Origin of the sequence: Cellulomonas sp. Y8 (assembly GCF_008033115.1) — a bacterium.
Taxonomy (GTDB): Bacteria; Actinomycetota; Actinomycetes; order Actinomycetales; family Cellulomonadaceae; genus Cellulomonas.
On record NZ_CP041203.1, the window covers coordinates 2,538,036 to 2,554,133 of the forward strand.

A 16,098-nucleotide genomic window follows, 5' to 3' on the forward strand; every position below is an offset into this window, starting at 1 on the left:
CCGCGTCAGGCGGCGCGGCGCAGCGCGACGACCGTGACGTCGTCCGGCCGGCTCGCGCTCACGGCCGCCAGCCGCAGCACCCGCTGCACGGCCTCGTCCGCGCTCGGGCAGTCCAGGAGCTCGCCCACGAGCAGGGGCACGCAGCGCAGCGACCCGTCGAACAGGTCGAGCACCCCGTCGCTGAACGCGAGCAGCAGGTCCCCGGGCCCGAGGTGCGTCTCGCCCAGGTCCCGGGTGGCCTCGTCCGTGACGCCGAGCGGCAGCCCGAGCGCGTCCAGCCGCTCCCAGGACCCGTCGGCCCGCACGACCAGCGTCAGGCCGTGCCCGGCGTCGGCGTACGTCACGCGGCCGGTCGCGGCCTCGAGCCGCGCGTGGAACGCGGTCGCGAACAGGCCCGCGCCGGACAGGTCGGCGTGCAGCACGGCGCCCGCCTGGAGCATCGCGCGGTCGACGGACTCGCCCAGCGCGGAGCCGCGGAGCACGGCGCGCACGGCGGCGGCCAGGATCGCGGCCGCCGGGCCCTTGCCCATGACGTCGGCGAGCGTGATCACCACGCCGTCGGCGGCCGGGTACCAGTCGTAGAAGTCGCCGCCGACCTGGCTGCTCGGCAGGCACGCGCCGGCCAGGTCGTAGCCGTCGACCCGCGGCGACTCCCGGGGGAGCAGGCCCATCTGCACCTGCTGGGCGCGCTCGAGCTCGGCGTCGACGCTCAGCTCCTTGGCGACCCAGTGCGCGAGGTCGCGGAGCAGCGCGGACTGGTCGGCGGTGAACCGGCGCGGCCGGGTGTCGGCGATGCACAGGGTCCCGAGGGTCCGGCCGTCGGCGCCGACGAGCGGGTGCTCGGCGTAGAACCGCAGCCGGGCCTCCGGGCCGCGGTCCTCCAGCACCGCGACGCCGTCGCGCCCGGGCGCGGGGGTCCCGGCGAGCTCCGCGGGCACGACCACCGGCGCCGGGGCGGGCTCACCCGCGCCGACGAGCGACACCGTGGCGGTGGGGACGTCGAAGAGCTGCCGCGCGAGCCGGACGACCCGGTCGAACCGGGGCTCGACGGCGCCGGTGACGGTGCCGAGCCGCTCGAGCGCGGCCAGGCGCTGGGGGAGGCTGCGCGCGGCGGGCGCGGCCGTGTCGAGGGGAGCGACCACGACGGTCGGGCCGGCGGCGCGTCGGCGACGGGCGCGGGCAGCACGGCCGGCGCCGCGGTGTCGGCGCCGTCGCGCGCGGGCTCGCGCGGGGTCGGCACCGAGGGGGTGGTCGTGCGGGTCGGCACCGATCACCTCCCGGGGTGTGCGCGACGGTCCTGCTCTCCCGGATACATCGGCATCCCGCGGCGCGGGATGAGGCCGGGGGTGCGTGCTCCCGGACACGTGCACGGACGTGCGGCGCCGGCCGCACGGCGCCGGCCCGCGGCCGGCGGTCAGCCCCCGACGCGCCCGAGCGCCGCGTCCCGGGCCAGCAGCAGCGCGCCCCGCGCCGGCGCCCCCACGCCGAGCCGCCCCGCGACCACCTCGACGACCGCGCCCGCCGTCACGGCGGTCCGCTCGGCCAGCACCTCGCGCAGCGGGTCCAGCAGCACGTCCCCGGCGCCGGCGAGCGCCCCGCCGACCACCAGCACGTCGGGGTCCAGCACGGTGCACACCGAGGCCAGCGCGGTGCCGAGGTGCCGGCCCACGTCGGACAGCACCCGGCGGCAGCCCGGGTCGCCCGCCGCGGCCTGCGCGAGCAGCTCCGGCACCGTGAGGCGCCCGTGGCTCGCCGCGAGCAGGTCCAGCACCGCCGACGCCCCCGCGAGCACCTGGAGGCAGCCGCGGTTGCCGCACGAGCACACCGGGCCGTCCGGGTCGATGGTGAGGTGGCCGAGCTCGCCCGCGGTGCCGGTGCGGCCGTGCACCACCTCCCCGCCGACGACCACGCCGCCGGACACGCCCTCGCCCAGCGCGACGTGCACGACGGACCACCGCCCGCGTCCCGCGCCGAGCCGCGCCTCCGCGAGCGCGCCGAGGTTCCCGTCGTTGTCGAACAGCACGGGCACCCCGGGCGCCGGCGCCAGCAGCGCGGGCGCGGCGACCATCCCGCCCCAGCCCGCGCGCACCCCGGCGCCCGCGACCCGGCCGGTGCGCACCTCGACGGGTGCCGGGACGCCCACGCCGACCGCCGCGACCGCGGCCGGATCGGTGCCGGTGTCCCGCAGCACGCGGTCGAGCAGCGCCCGCGCCGCGCGCACCGCGTGCTCGGCCCGCTGCTGCCCCGCCCCCGGCACGGCGGGCAGGGGGATCGCCGCCTCGACCGGCTCGCCGTCGCCGCGGTCGAGCACGACGCGGACCTCGTCGAGGTAGCAGTGCACGCCGACCAGCGCGCCCGCCGGGGCGAGCTGCACCTGGGTGGCCCGGCGGCCGGACCGCGTCGTCGGCGACACCCGGACGAGGCCGTCCGCCGCCAGGGCTGCTACGGCGGTCGACACCGTCGCGGGCGACAGGCCCGTCGCCCGGCAGAGCTCGACCTGCGTGCGCGCGTCCTCGCGGCGGAGCGCGGCGAGCAGCAGCCCGCGGCTGTCGCGGGGCGCGGGCGCGGCGTCGGACGGCAGGTCGCGGCCCGGCGGGGCCGGTTCCGGGCGCGCGGTCCGGCCGGTGCGCCCGTCGTCCGCGGGCGCGGCCGTCACGGCCGGGCCGCGAACCGCTCGAGCAGCTCCGCGTGGCCCGAGACGATCAGCAGGTCGTTCGCCGCGATCCGGGTGTCCGGCGTCGCGTACACGAAGTCGACCCCGGGGCTCTTCACCCCGATGACCGTGACCCCGTACCGCTCGCGGATCTTCGACTGGCCGATCGTGAAGCCCTGCGTCTCGCGCGGCGGCTTCATCTTGACGATCGTGAACCCGTCCTCGACCTCGATGTAGTCGAGCATCTTCCCCGACACCAGGTGCGCGACCCGGGACCCGGCGTCGGCCTCGGGCAGCACCACGTGGTGCGCGCCGATGCGCTGCAGGATGCGGGCGTGCTCGGTGCTGACGGCCTTGGCCCAGATCTGCGGCGTGCCCATGTCGACGAGGTTGCCGGTGATGAGCACCGACGCCTCCAGGTAGGACCCGACGCCCACGACGGCCACCGAGAACTCGCGCGCGCCGACCTGCTCGAGCGCCTCGGGGTTGGCGGCGTCCGCCTCGACGAGCGGGATGCGGCCGGTCCACTGCGCGACGAGGTCGGGGTCGCGCTCGACGGCGAGCACGTCCTGGCCGAGCCGGTCCAGGGTCGCGGCGATCGCCGAGCCGAACCGGCCGAGGCCGATGACGAGGATGCCGGCCTCGCGCTTGGGGCCCTTCGCGCGGCCCTCGGGACCGCGGCGGTCGCCGCGCCGGGGGTCGCCGGGCAGCGGGCTCAGGCCGGTCGCGCCGGTGCGGGTCAGGTCATCCAATGATCGGCCTCTCCTCGGGGAACCGGACGACACGGCGACGGCTGCGCAGCGCGAGGGCCGCGGCGAGCGTCATCGTGCCGGTCCGGCCGATGAACATCAGGACGGCGAGCACGTACTTGCCGGCGTCGGGCAGGTCGGCGGTGATCCCGGTGGACAGCCCGCAGGTCGCGAACGCCGAGATCACCTCGAACAGGACCACGTCCAGGGTCAGCCCGGTGATCGCGAGCAGCAGCAGGCAGGCCACCAGGATGATCGTCGCACTGACGAGCGACACCGCGATCGCGACCTGCAGGGCCTCGCGCGGGATCCGCCGGCCGTACGCCTCGACGTCCCGGTCGCCGCGCGCCTCCGCGACGATGGCCAGCAGCATCACGGCGAGGGTCGTCACCTTGATGCCGCCCGCGGTCGACGCGGAGCCGCCGCCGACGAACATCAGCGCGTCGTTGAGCAGCCAGGTGCCCTCGTGCATGTCGGCGACGTTCACGGTCGAGAACCCGCCGGACCGCGGCATGACGCCGGCGAACAGGGCGGCCAGCAGCGTCTCGTTCCAGCCGATGCCGCCGAGGGTCCTCGGGTTCGTCCACTCGAACGCCGCGACGACCACCGCGCCGAACGCCACGAGCGCCAGGCTGGTGGTGATCGTCAGCTTGGAGTGCAGGTTCCACCGGCGGGGCCGGCGCCAGGTGCGGGCGACGTTGAGGATCACCGGGAAGCCGAGCGAGCCGATGAACACCCCCACGATGATCGGCAGCAGCACCCACCAGTCGGCGGCGAACGGCGCCAGGCCCTCGGTCGTCGGGATGAACCCGGCGTTGTTGAACGCCGAGACCGCGTAGAACACCCCGTGCCAGACCGCCTCGCCCCAGGAGTCCCCGAGCACGCGGAGGCGCGGGATCAGCACCAGGGCGATCGCGACCTCCAGCACCACCGACGTGACGATGACCGTGCGCACCAGCGAGCCGACCTCGCCGAGCCGGGTCGTCTTGGTCTCCGAGGTGACCAGCAGCTTCTGGGTCAGCCCGATCCGTCGCGACACCGCGAGGCCGAGGATCGAAGCCAGGGTCATCACGCCCAGGCCGCCGATCTGGATGCCGACCAGGATCGTCACCTGGCCCGCGGTCGACCAGTACGTCCCGGTGTCCACCGTGACCAGGCCCGTGACGCAGACCGCCGACGTCGCGGTGAAGAACGCGTCGACGAACGGCGCCCGCTCGCCGGACGCGGTCGCCCACGGCATCGACAGCAGCGCCGTGAACACCACGATCACCGACGCGAACACACCGAGCGCCAGCCGGGCGGGGGACTGGCGGGCCAGCCGGTCGACGAGCTCGCGCCCGGACCAGACCACCCCGGGGAGACCCCGTGCCATCCGCCCTCCTGCCGTGCACCGCGTCCGCCCGCGGGGCGGGTCGCCGCCGCGTGCGCCCGTGCGTGCGAGCGCGCGGGGAGCACCACTGTGGCACGAGCGGGTGGGTGCGGCCGGTCAGCGGCTACGGTGTGGGCATGACGGCCCGGGTGCGCGTGGTGTGGACGCCCGAGCTCCTCGACTACGACTTCGGCCCCGGGCACCCGATGGCGCCGCTGCGGCTGGACCTCACGGTGCGGCTCGCGCGGGCGCTGGGGCTGCTGGACCTGCCGGGCGTCGAGGTGGTGGGCGCCGAGCCCGCGACCGACGCCCAGCTCGAGACCGTGCACGAGCCGGAGTACGTCGCGACCGTCCGACGGGCGTCCGCGGGCGGCGCCGGCGACCCGGCCCGCGGCATCGGGACCGAGGACGACCCGGTGTTCCCGCACATGCACGAGGCGGCGGCGCGCATCGTGGCCGGCAGCCGCGAGGCGGCGCTCGCCGTCTGGGAGGGCCGCGCCGACCACGCCGTGAACCTCACCGGCGGGATGCACCACGCGATGCCCGGCGCGGCGTCCGGGTTCTGCGTCTACAACGACGCCGCGGTGGCGATCCGCGCCCTGCTCGCGGCCGGTGCCGAGCGGGTGGCCTACGTGGACGTCGACGCGCACCACGGCGACGGCGTGCAGCGCGCGTTCTGGGACGACCCGCGGGTGCTCACGGTCTCGGTGCACGAGAGCGGCGCGACCCTGTTCCCCGGGACCGGCTTCCCGGACGAGACCGGCGGGCCGGGGGCGCCCGGCGCCGCGGTGAACCTGGCGCTGCCCTCGCACACCGGCGACGCCGGCTGGCTGCGCGCGGTCGACGCCGTGGTGCCGCCGGTGCTCCGCGCGTTCGCGCCCCAGGTGCTGGTCACGCAGCATGGCTGCGACACCCACGTCGAGGACCCGATCGCCGACCTCGACGTCTCCGTCGACGCGCAGCGGCTGGTGTCCGAGTGGCTGCACGACCTGGCGCACGAGGTGTCCGGCGGCCGGTGGCTGGCGCTCGGCGGCGGCGGGTACGCGGTCGTCGACGTGGTGCCGCGCGCGTGGACCCACCTGCTCGGGGTCGCGGCGCACGCCCCGGTCGACCCGGCGACGCGGATGCCGCAGGCGTGGCTGGACCAGGTCGTCGCGCTCTACGGCCGGGAGGCCCCGGGGTCGATGTCCGACGGCGCGGGTCCGGCGTGGCGCCCCTGGACGGACGGGTTCGACCCGGCGGACGACGTCGACCGCGCCGTCCGGGCCACCCGCTCGGCGGCCTTCCCGCTCCTGGGCCTGGACCCGCTGCACGACTGACCCCGCCCGCCGCGCGCCCCCGGTGCGCCGCCGCGCCGCGCCGCCGCGCCGCGCGCCGATCTCGAGAGGGCACTCGACGCGTCGAGCGAGTAGTCGGCGTCTGCTCGTTCGACGTGTCGGCTGCTCGTTCGCCGCCGCGGGGCCGGCTCCCGCCCGTCGCGCGTCCCCGGCCGGCCCCGGGAGGCGCCCGCGAGGGTGGTGCGGGAGGGTGGATGCACCCCGGGGAGTGGTCCCACCCGTCTCCCCTTTCACACCAGCCTCAGCAGGCTCTAAGGTGTCGTCGCGGCACCTGTGTGCACCCAGTTCCGCGCACAGGTCGTGCGCGCACGAGCGAGAAGAGCGGCCATGACCAGCGAGCAGCCCCCGCGGGTGCGGTTCCTCACCGTCGCCGAGGTCGCCGAGGTCATGCGCGTCTCGAAGATGACGGTGTACCGGCTGCTCCACTCGGGCGAGATGCCCGCGGTGCGCGTCGGCCGCTCGTTCCGGGTGCCCCAGGACGCGCTCGACCACTACCTCGCGACCGCCCGGCTCGACCTCGAGGCCGAGGGCGAGGCGGACGAGGGCGGGCCGCGCGCCGGCCGCCTGTCCTCCTGACCCGCACCGATCGCGAGCCCGCCCCGGGGCGGTCGCGCACCGGCGCGTCGCGGACGGCGTCGCCGATCGCGTAAGGTAGGGGCGGACTTTCCCGTGCGTGGGCGTTCGTCGTGCCGCGCGTCGATCGACCACGACCCGGCGGGGCGCTGCGAGCGCTCGCCACAGGAAGCGAGGACCCCATGGGCTCCGTCATCAAGAAGCGCCGCAAGCGCATGGCGAAGAAGAAGCACCGCAAGCTGCTGCGCAAGACGCGTCACCAGCGTCGCAACAAGAAGTGACGGCCGCCGCGCGAGCGGCGTCGTGAACGAGGGGCCCGGCACCGAGTGCCGGGCCCCTCGTCGTGCCCGGGGCGCGCGGCCCGGGACCTGTGCCCGGGTCGGCCGGCCGCGTTCCGGCCGCCCGCCGGGTTCCCACCCGATTCTCGCGGTGCACCCCGATCGATCGGGTGGCGCCGCGAGAATCGGGTGGGGATCGCGCGGCGTCCGCGCGGTCGCCCCTCGGCGGCCTCCGGGCGCGCGGCGCCGGGGCGCCCGGCGTCCGGGGCCCCGCGCCGGGGCGCTCGGGCCGCCCGCGGGCACCGCTTCCCGGGCGCACCGGCGCGCCGTGTTGCCACGTGGCACACCGGGGTGGATCGTCACCCCTTGACGGGGTTTGTCCCGTCCTGATTCACTGCCGAGCGGTTCTTCAACGATGAAAACCCTCCGGTGCCGTGCGCGCCGGCGGAGGCGGGAGGTCGAGGATGATCTCAGGAGCTCGCGGGGGTCCGGGGCGAGCGGCGTACAGCCGCCGGTCCGTGCTCCGGGGAGCCGTGGCGGGGGCCGGTGCCCTCGGGACGGCCTGGGCGCTGAGCGGGTGCGGCGGCGACGCCGCAGCTGCGTCGAACCAGACGCGGATCCAGCTCTGGCACCTGTTCACGGGCGGTGACGGCGGCATCTTCCAGCAGATGATGACCGAGGTGCAGGACGAGAACCCGGCCATCGGGATCGACCCCGTGGTGCTCACCTGGGGCGCGCCGTACTACACCAAGCTCATCATGGCGTCGGTCGGCGGCCGCGCCCCCGACCTGGCGGTCATGCACCTGACCCGGGTGGCCGGCTGGGTCCCGGGCGGGGTGCTCGACCCCTGGGACCTCGACCTGCTCGCCGAGCACGGCGTCACCGAGGACATGTTCCCGCCGGCGCTGTGGGACCGGGCGACGATCGACGGGAAGCTCTGGGCGGTCCCGCTCGACTTCCACGCGTTCCTGCTGTTCTTCGACAAGGGGCTGGCCGACCAGGCCGGGATCCTGGGTCCGGACGGGAAGCTGGCGGGCGTCGACTCGCCCGACGGCTTCATCGAGGCCGGGCGGGCCATGGCGGAGGTCACCGGGTACGCGGGCGTCGGCTACGGCTACACCGGCGACGGCGCGCAGATGTCCCGGATGCTCTGGGGCCTGTACGCGCAGACCGGCAACGAGGTCGTGCTCAACCCGGGGCAGCCCGCGGAGCTCGACCGGGACGCGCTGGTCGAGTCGGTGAGCTGGGTGCAGTCCTGGCTCGACGACACCGTGGCCATCGCGAACTCCGACTACCCGTCGGCCGTCGCGAACTTCTCCACCGGCCGCGTCGGCATGTGCTTCAACGGCAACTGGGAGCTGCAGTCGTTCCTGACGGCGGGCGTCGACGTGGACGCCATGCCGATGCCGAACATCTTCGGCACCCCCGCCACCTACGGCGACTCGCACGTGTTCGTGCTGCCGCACCAGGTCAACCTCGACCCGGAGAAGCGCGAGGCGGCCTACGCGACGGTCGCGGCGATGCTCAACAAGTCGCTGCTCTGGTCCGACGGCGGGCACATCCCCGCCAACCGCGAGGTCACCGAGTCCGCCGAGTACCAGGCCAAGGTGCCGCAGTCGCACTACGCCGCGGCGAGCGAGGAGGCCGTCTTCGACCCGCAGGCCTGGTTCACCGGCTCCGGGTCGGACTTCCAGGCGCGCGTCGGCGAGGCGCTGCAGGGCGCCTGGCTCGACAAGTCGTCCCCCGAGGCCGCCGTCGACCGGCTGATCGGCAGCCTCGACGCCGCCCTCAAGACCAAGCCGCCGGCGTGACGGAAGGGATCGCAGACATGAGCACCGTCACCACACCGTCCCAGTCGCAGGCGACCGGCACCGTCTCGCCGCCGCGCACCCCCGACCGCCCCACCCGCCGCGGCCGCAGCCGCCGCGAGGGCAGCGGCTGGCCGTTCGTCATCCCGTTCGTCGTGATCGCCGTGCTGTTCCTGGTGGTCCCGACGCTGTGGGGCCTCGGCCTGAGCTTCACCGAGCAGTCGCTGATGGGCAACGGCGGCTGGGTCGGGCTCGACAACTACGCCGAGGCCTTCGGCGACCCCGTCATGTGGTCCACGCTGGGCAACACCGTCGCGTTCACCCTGATGAGCACGATCCCGCTGGTGGTGATCGCGCTGGCGATGGCGCTGCTGGTCTACACCGGCCTGCCGGGCCAGTGGGTGTGGCGCCTGGCGTTCTTCGCGCCGTACATGCTGCCCGTCGCGGTCGTCGTGCAGATCTGGGTCTGGCTCTACCAGCCCGAGATCGGCTTCTTCAACTACTGGCTCGACCGGCTCGGGCTGGACAAGGTCGGCTGGCTGACCGACCCGAGCGTCGCCATGTGGTCGATGGCCCTGCTGACGCTCTGGTGGACCGTCGGCTTCAACTTCCTGCTGTACCTGTCGGCGCTGCAGGCCATCCCGGACCAGATGTACGAGGCCGCGGCGCTGGACGGCGCGGGCTCCTGGCGCCGGCTGTGGTCGATCACGCTGCCCCAGCTCCGGTCGACGACGGTGCTCATCACCGTGCTGCAGGTCCTGGCGTCGCTCAAGGTGTTCGACCAGATGTTCATCGCCTTCAACGGCGGCAGCGGCCCGGACGGCGTGACCCGGCCGATCCTGCAGTACATCTACGACACCGGCTTCACCGGGTACCGGATGGGCTACGCCTCGGCGATGTCCTACATCTACTTCGCGCTCATCATCGTGGTCGCCGTCGGGTTCCAGGTGCTGACCACCGCTCGCCGGAAGGAGCAGCGCCGTGGCCGTTGACACGCTCACCGCCCCCGCGACGGGCGGGTTCCGCCGCGCCTACGCGGAGCGCCGGGAGGAGAACCGCCGCACCCGCAGCCTGGTGCTCGGCCGCAGCAAGGTCGCCACCGTCCTGTCGGTGGTCCTGCTCGTCGTGCTCGCGCTGTCCTGGCTGCTGCCCATGCTCTGGGCGGTCGACACCTCGTTCAAGACCGAGGCGCAGGCCCAGTCCGTACCGCTCCAGTGGTTCCCGGACGGCGGGTTCACGCTGGAGAACTACCGCACCGTGTTCGAGCGCGGCGAGGTGCCGCGCTGGATGGCGAACACGCTGCTCGTCGCCGGGTCGGTCACGATCCTCACCGTCGCGGCGTGCGCGCTGGCCGGCTACGGGTTCGCCCGCACCCGGTTCCGCGGCAAGAACCTGCTGTTCGCGGCCACCATCGCGCTGATCGCGGTCCCCGGCCAGATCCTCATCGTGCCGCTGTTCCGTCAGATGGAGGCCCTGGGCTTCGTCGACACCTACCAGGGCGTGATCCTGCCCCAGCTGGTGGCGCCGGTGATGGTCTACATCTTCAGCAAGTTCTTCGCGGAGGTGCCGCAGGAGATCGAGGACGCGGCGCGGGTCGACGGGGCGGGGCACTGGCGGACCTTCTGGTCCATCGTGCTGCCGATCTCCCGGCCCATCGTGTCGGCGGTCGCGATCTTCGTGTTCATCGGCGCGTGGAACAACTTCCTGTGGCCGTTCATCGTCACCAACAACCCCGACCTGATGACGCTCCCCGTGGGTCTGTCGACGGTCAAGAACGCCTACGGCACGATCTACGCCCAGACCATGGCGTCGGCCGTGATCGCCGCCCTGCCGCTGATCCTGCTGTTCATGCTGTTCCAGCGGCAGATCGTCAAGGCGGTCGCCACCACCGGGCTCGGCGGCCGGTGACGACCGCACCCACCCCGGACGCGTGACCCGTCGGCCGCGCCGCGCCCCTACGCTGGGGCGCGGCGCGGCCGCATCGGCAGGGACCGGGTCGGGCGACACGTGGCGGAGGAGGTGGTCCGGTGACCGGGAAGCGGCGCCAGGCGGGCGTGACCATGCAGGACGTCGCGGCGCTGGCCGGGGTGTCCATCAAGACGGTCTCGAACGTCATCAACGGGTACCCGTACATCCGCCCGGGCACCAAGGACCGCGTCGAGGCCGCCATCGAGCAGCTCGGCTACCGGGTGAACCTGTCGGCCCGGAACCTGCGCCAGGGCCGGACCGGGATGATCGGCCTGGCCGTGCCCGAGCTGAGCCTGCCGTACTTCGCGGAACTCGCGGACTCCGTGATCCAGGCCGCCGAGCGCCGCGGCGTGATCGTGCTGATCGAGCAGACCAACGCCAGCCGGGAGCGCGAGCTCGAGGTGCTGCACGGCCAGCGCCGGCACCTGACCGACGGGCTGATCTTCTCGCCGCTCGCGCTCGGGACCGACGACCGGGCGTCGTTCGCCGTCGACTTCCCGATGGTGCTGCTCGGCGAGCGGATCTTCGGCGGCCCCGCCGACCACGTGACGATGAGCAACGTCGAGGCGGCCCGCGCGGCGACCCGGCACCTCATCGAGACCGGACGCCGGCGGATCGCGCTCATCGGGTCGCACGAGGGCGAGACCGTCGGCAGCGCCGCCCTGCGGCAGCGCGGGTACGAGGAGGCGCTCGCGGAGGCGGGCCTCCCGCTCGACCCGGCGCTGCTCGGCGAGGCGGGGCTGTGGCACCGGTCGACCGGCGCGGAGGCGATGGAGCGGATGCTCGACTCCGGCACCGAGATCGACGCGGTGTTCGGGCTCAACGACGCCCTCGCGATCGGCGCCCTGCACGCCCTGCACGACCGGGGGATCGCGGTGCCCGAGGAGGTCGCCGTGATCGGGTTCGACGACATCGAGGACGCGGCGTACGCGTCGCCGCCGCTGTCGTCCGTCGCTCCGGGGCGGGAGCAGATCGCGCAGACCGCGGTGGACCTGCTGCTGGCGCGGGTCGCGGGCACGGCGCCGGACGAGCACGTCGAGGTGATCACGGACTTCGAGGTGGTGGCGCGGGAGTCCACGGTGGGCAGCGCGGTGCGGTCGGCGGCGCCGGCGCGCACGGTCGTGGCCTGACGGCGTCCCGGCCCGAGGGGCGTCCCCAGGGCGGAATCCCTGGCGATAGTTGATTGTTCAATCAGCATCGCGCACGATGGGTGCCGACGACGACCCGGGAGGACCCCGTCATGACCGCCCTGCAGCTCGGCCTGGACACCTTCGGCGACCTGCCGACCGACGACGCCACCGGGCGCCTGCTCAGCCACCCCGAGGCGATCCGCCGCGTGGTCGACGAGGCCGTGCTCGCCGACCAGGTCGGCCTCGACGTCATCGCGCTCGGCGAGCACCACCGCCCCGACTTCGCCCTGTCGTCGCCCGAGACCGTGCTCGCCGGCATCGCCACCCGCACGGAGCGGATCCGGCTCGCGTCCGGGGTCACGGTGCTGAGCTCCGACGACCCGGTGCGCGTGTTCCAGCGGTTCGCCACCGTCGACGCGCTGTCGGGCGGGCGCGCCCAGGTGATGCTCGGCCGCGGGTCGTTCACGGAGTCGTTCCCGCTGTTCGGGTTCGACCTGCAGGACTACGAGGTCCTGTTCGAGGAGAAGATCGAGCTGTTCTCCCAGCTCCTCCGCGAGCAGCCGGTGACCTGGTCGGGCACGACCCGCGCCCCGCTGGAGGCGGCCGACGTCTACCCGAAGACGGCGGGCGGCCTGGAGACCTGGGTGGGCGTCGGCGGCTCGCCGCAGTCGGTGGTCCGCGCTGCGCACTACGGCCTGCCGCTCATGCTCGCGATCATCGGCGGCGAGCCGGACCGGTTCCGGCCGTACGTCGACCTGTACCGGCGGGCCACCGCGCAGCTGGGCACCCCCGAGGGCCGGGTCGGCGTGCACTCGCACGGCCTGGTCGCCGAGACGGACGAGGCCGCGCTCGAGGCGTACTACGGCCCGTACAAGCAGATGCGCGACGCGATCGGCGCCGACCGCGGCTGGCCGCCGCTGCGCCGCGCGGAGTTCGACGCCGAGGTGGCGCACGGCTCGCTCTACGTCGGCTCGCCGGAGACCGTCGCCCGCAAGATCGCGCGCACGGTGTCCAGCCTCGACGTGAGCCGGTTCGACCTCGTCTACACCGGCGGCCCGCTGCGGGTGAGCGACCGGCTGCGCGCCGTCGAGCTGTTCGGCAGCCGCGTCGCGCCGATGGTCCGCGACCTGCTCGCGGAGGGCGCCGCGTGACGACCGTCGGGATCCTCGGGGCCGGCAAGGTCGGCACCGTGCTGGCGCGGCTCGCGGTGGCGGCCGGGTACGACGTGGCGGTCGCGGGCTCGGGCGATCCGGCGCGCATCCGGCTGATCGTCGAGGTGCTGGCGCCGGGCGCCCGGGCCGTCGACGCGCGCGAGGCGGCGCGCGCGGACCTCGTGGTGCTCGCGCTGCCGCTCGGCCGCCTGCCCGAGGTGGTCGGGACGGTCGGGGAGGCGCTGACGGGGCGGCTCGTCGTCGACGCGATGAACTACTGGTGGGAGACCGACGGCGAGCGCCCCGACCTCGCCGACCCCGCGGTGGCGACCAGCGCCCTCGTGGCCGAGGCGCTGCCGGGCGCGCGGGTGGTCAAGGCCTTCAACCACATGGGGTACCACGACCTCGACGAGGGCCCGCTGCCCGCGGGGACGCCGGGGCGGCGGGCGATCGCGGTCGCCGCGGACGACGCGGCGGCCGCGGCCGAGGTGGCGGCGTTCGTGGACGCGCTCGGCTTCGACCCGGTGCCCGCGGGGTCGCTCGCGGACAGCGTGGCGCTCCAGCCGCACGCCGAGGCGTTCGGCGCGAACGAGGACGCCGGGACGCTGGCCGCCGTGCTGGCCCGGTTCCCGGCGACGGAGCGGGGCGCGGTCGTGGCCGCGGCGCGCGCGGACGCGGCGGTGGACGCCGCGGGCTGACCGGGTCACCAGCCGCCGAGGTAGGCCTCCAGGTCCGGCTCGTCCGTCAGCGGGACCAGGCCCTCGGCCGCGGACGTCGCGCGCGGGAACAGGTCGTCCCGGCCCCAGCGGCGCTCGCGGGCGCGGGCGCGCCGGGACACCACCCGGAGCAGCGGCGCGCCGTCCGGGGTCAGCAGGGCGAGCTCGCCGAGGCCCTCGGCGGCCACCCGCCCGACCGCGGCGGCGACCGCGCGCGGGTCGGTGACGCGAAGCGGGTGGTCCAGGACGACGTCGAGGCGGACGCGGTCGAGACGCGGGTCGTCGGCGGTGCCGCCGGGGCTGCCGGGGTCCGGCGCGGGCTCGGCGCCCGGCAGCGCGGCCAGCACCGAGTCGACCGACACGAACCGCTGCGCCGCCGACGCGTCGCCGGCGGGCGGGTGCACCAGCACGTCGACCCGCCCGGACGGCAGGCCCCGCGGGCGGGATCCCGGCACCGGCACCAGGTCCGCGAGCCGCAGCGTCTCGGCGTTCTTCGCGGCCCGCGACGCCTCGTCCCGGCCGGACCAGTCCGGCCCGTCGTGCCAGGCGACCGCCTCCGGGACGTGCGCGAGCACGGCGCCCGCGAGCCAGGCGCGGTAGGTCCACTCCCAGTCCTCGCCGCCGTACGCCGAGAACCCCTCGTCGAACCCGCCGACCTCGGTGAACAGCACGCGGCTGCACGCGGTCACGGCCCCGATCACGTACCGGTAGGACCGGTCGTCCGCGTCGAGCAGGTCGCGGCTGCGCCGGTAGCCGTCCAGGAGCCAGGCCGGCTCGGGCAGCTCGTGCTCCGGGCCGGCGTGCTCGACCGGCGCGTCCACGGGCACCCCGCCCAGGTCCGCGTGCCGCCGCCGGCCGACCGCGAGGCAGTCGGGGGCGAGCGCGGGGAGCCGGGTGAGCGCGCGGAGGTAGCCCGGCTCGGGCGCCGTGTCGGCGTCGAGGAACACCAGCACGTCGCCCGTGGCGGCCGCGGCGCCGAGGTTGCGCGCGGCGGCGACCCGGAACCCGCGGTCCTCCTGGCGCAGCAACCGGACGCCGGCGGGCACGCGCGGGGGCTCCGGCGACCCGTCGTCGACCACGATCACCTCGGTCCGGTCGGCCGGGTGGTCCTGCCGGGCCAGCGCGTGCAGCGTGCGGTCGAGCTCGGCCTGCTGGTCGTAGTGCACGACGACCACCGAGACCGTCGGCGGCGCCTCCGGGACCACGCCGTCGAGCAGGTCCCACCGGTTGCCGGGCAGCGGGCGGCCGGCGGGTGTCACGCGGCGGCCCCGCCGGACGCGCCGGCGTCGCCGGCCCACCACGCGAGGTACGCCGCCGCCGCGTCCCGGAGCGTCGGCGCGAGCGACGCTCCGGCGGGCAGCGCGGTCGCCGCCGGGTCGGCCCAGGCGCGCGCGAGGTGGGCGGGCAGGTCGTCCGGCGGGTACAGCGCGAGCGTCCCGGGTCGCAGGGCGGCCATCTCGCGGGCGTACCGCGAGTCGACGACGAGCGGCCGCCGCCCGGCCTCGCCCCAGTCGAGCAGCGTGCGCGACGCCGACAGGTGCCGGTGCGCCGCGACGGGGACGCCCGGCCCCCGCAGCGCCGCGTGGAACGCGTCGTCGTCCAGCCCGCCGGTCACCCGGAGCGCGACGCCGCGCCCCTCCGCCAGGGCCCGCAGCCGGTCGACCTCGTCCTCGTGGCCGGGGGACGGGCCGCCCACCGCGACGACCGCCACCTCGCCCGGCGGGGTGCCGGCCGCGCGGAGCAGGTCCGCGGCGTCGGCGGCGGCGCGGACGACGTCGTCGTGGCCCTTGCCCGGGTAGAGGAAGCCGGCGACGAGGGCGACCAGCGGGGCGCCGGACCCCGTCGGGCCGGCGGCGGGATCCGCGGCGGGACCGGCGCCGCCGCCCGCGGCTGTCGCCCCCAGCGGCACGACCCGCGCGCGCCCGTCCGCCAGCACCCCGTGCTCCGCGAGCAGCAGCGCCTCGTGCCGGCTGTTCACCGCGACCCCCGCCGCCGCGGCGGCGACCCGGGCGTAGGCGGCGGTGCGCCGGGGGAGGTTCCGCGGGCCGTCCGACTCCTGCGGCACGTCGTGCAGCGTGACCGTCAGCCGGCACGCCGCCGCCAGCCGCTCGACGAGGTCGGCCGCCGCGTCGGGCGAGGAGCCGAGCAGCCGGTCCGTGACGTGCAGGTGCGCCCGGCCGAGCCCGGCGGCCGCGGCGGGCAGCCCGGCGGGGTCGTCGACCCGCAGCACCCGCACGTCCGCGTCCAGGGCGCGGACGTGCGCGGCGAGGTCGCCCGCGTACCGGACGACGCCGTGCCGCGGCGGGCCCGTGAGGAGGAGCGCGGGGGTGTCGGTCCTGGTCATCGCGGCAATCGTGGTCGAGTCG

General features: G+C 75.8%; 15 protein-coding genes. 9 read left to right on the forward strand and 6 right to left on the reverse strand.

The features are described from left to right. Nucleotides 1–5 precede the first annotated feature (5 nt). The 4 genes from FKM96_RS11535 to FKM96_RS11550 form a co-directional block, all read right to left on the reverse strand. A complete protein-coding gene (locus tag FKM96_RS11535; RefSeq protein WP_147795351.1) occupies nucleotides 6–1,142 on the reverse strand; it encodes a PP2C family protein-serine/threonine phosphatase in 1,137 nt (378 codons plus the stop codon). 272 nt (nucleotides 1,143–1,414) lie between these two features. Then, nucleotides 1,415–2,656, reverse strand: coding sequence for an ROK family transcriptional regulator (locus FKM96_RS11540; protein WP_246854945.1), 1,242 nt, complete (start codon nucleotides 2,654–2,656; stop codon nucleotides 1,415–1,417). After that, the gene (locus FKM96_RS11545; RefSeq protein WP_147797077.1) at nucleotides 2,653–3,288 is read right to left on the reverse strand and encodes a TrkA family potassium uptake protein; all 636 of its coding nucleotides are present in this window, start codon (nucleotides 3,286–3,288) and stop codon (nucleotides 2,653–2,655) included. The genes FKM96_RS11540 and FKM96_RS11545 overlap by 4 nt, the downstream gene beginning before the upstream one ends. Nucleotides 3,289–3,397: 109 nt before the next feature. Continuing rightward, nucleotides 3,398–4,774: a TrkH family potassium uptake protein gene (locus FKM96_RS11550; protein ID WP_147795352.1), complete on the reverse strand. Its 1,377-nt coding sequence runs from the start codon at nucleotides 4,772–4,774 to the stop codon at nucleotides 3,398–3,400. Nucleotides 4,775–4,908: 134 nt separating this feature from the next. Here FKM96_RS11550 and FKM96_RS11555 point away from each other — a divergent pair, with 134 nt between their 5' ends. The 9 genes from FKM96_RS11555 to FKM96_RS11595 all read left to right on the forward strand — a co-directional run bounded on the left by FKM96_RS11555 (nucleotide 4,909) and on the right by FKM96_RS11595 (nucleotide 13,714). Beyond that, nucleotides 4,909–6,090 (forward strand): acetoin utilization protein AcuC, encoded by a 1,182-nt coding sequence (locus tag FKM96_RS11555; RefSeq protein ID WP_147795353.1) that lies wholly within the window; start codon nucleotides 4,909–4,911, stop codon nucleotides 6,088–6,090. A 345-nt stretch (nucleotides 6,091–6,435) separates the two neighbouring features. Beyond that, a complete protein-coding gene (locus FKM96_RS11560; protein WP_147795354.1) occupies nucleotides 6,436–6,684 on the forward strand; it encodes a helix-turn-helix domain-containing protein in 249 nt (82 codons plus the stop codon). Between the two features lie 179 nt (nucleotides 6,685–6,863). After that, nucleotides 6,864–6,962, forward strand: coding sequence for a 30S ribosomal protein bS22 (locus FKM96_RS11565; protein ID WP_003792170.1), 99 nt, complete (start codon nucleotides 6,864–6,866; stop codon nucleotides 6,960–6,962). A 515-nt stretch (nucleotides 6,963–7,477) separates the two neighbouring features. Continuing rightward, a complete protein-coding gene (locus tag FKM96_RS11570; RefSeq protein WP_168216964.1) occupies nucleotides 7,478–8,770 on the forward strand; it encodes an extracellular solute-binding protein in 1,293 nt (430 codons plus the stop codon). 17 nt (nucleotides 8,771–8,787) lie between these two features. Beyond that, complete coding sequence (locus FKM96_RS11575) at nucleotides 8,788–9,759, forward strand: carbohydrate ABC transporter permease (RefSeq protein WP_147795356.1); 972 nt, start codon at nucleotides 8,788–8,790, stop codon at nucleotides 9,757–9,759. Then, a complete protein-coding gene (locus FKM96_RS11580) occupies nucleotides 9,749–10,675 on the forward strand; it encodes a carbohydrate ABC transporter permease (RefSeq protein WP_147795357.1) in 927 nt (308 codons plus the stop codon). Before FKM96_RS11575 ends, FKM96_RS11580 begins: the two co-directional genes overlap by 11 nt. Nucleotides 10,676–10,827: 152 nt before the next feature. After that, complete coding sequence (locus FKM96_RS11585) at nucleotides 10,828–11,865, forward strand: LacI family DNA-binding transcriptional regulator (RefSeq protein WP_147797078.1); 1,038 nt, start codon at nucleotides 10,828–10,830, stop codon at nucleotides 11,863–11,865. Between the two features lie 110 nt (nucleotides 11,866–11,975). Beyond that, nucleotides 11,976–13,016, forward strand: coding sequence for an LLM class flavin-dependent oxidoreductase (locus tag FKM96_RS11590; protein ID WP_147795358.1), 1,041 nt, complete (start codon nucleotides 11,976–11,978; stop codon nucleotides 13,014–13,016). Beyond that, nucleotides 13,013–13,714 carry an NADPH-dependent F420 reductase gene (locus FKM96_RS11595; protein ID WP_147795359.1) on the forward strand — a complete coding sequence of 234 codons (702 nt, stop codon included), beginning with the start codon at nucleotides 13,013–13,015 and terminating at the stop codon, nucleotides 13,712–13,714. The genes FKM96_RS11590 and FKM96_RS11595 overlap by 4 nt, the downstream gene beginning before the upstream one ends. A 5-nt stretch (nucleotides 13,715–13,719) precedes the next feature. Here the strand turns inward: FKM96_RS11595 and FKM96_RS11600 are convergent, their stop codons facing one another. Next, nucleotides 13,720–14,991 (reverse strand): glycosyltransferase family 2 protein, encoded by a 1,272-nt coding sequence (locus FKM96_RS11600; protein ID WP_246854946.1) that lies wholly within the window; start codon nucleotides 14,989–14,991, stop codon nucleotides 13,720–13,722. Further along, nucleotides 14,988–16,076 (reverse strand): hypothetical protein, encoded by a 1,089-nt coding sequence (locus tag FKM96_RS11605; protein WP_147795361.1) that lies wholly within the window; start codon nucleotides 16,074–16,076, stop codon nucleotides 14,988–14,990. The genes FKM96_RS11600 and FKM96_RS11605 overlap by 4 nt, the downstream gene beginning before the upstream one ends. Between the last annotated feature and the right edge of the window lie 22 nt (nucleotides 16,077–16,098).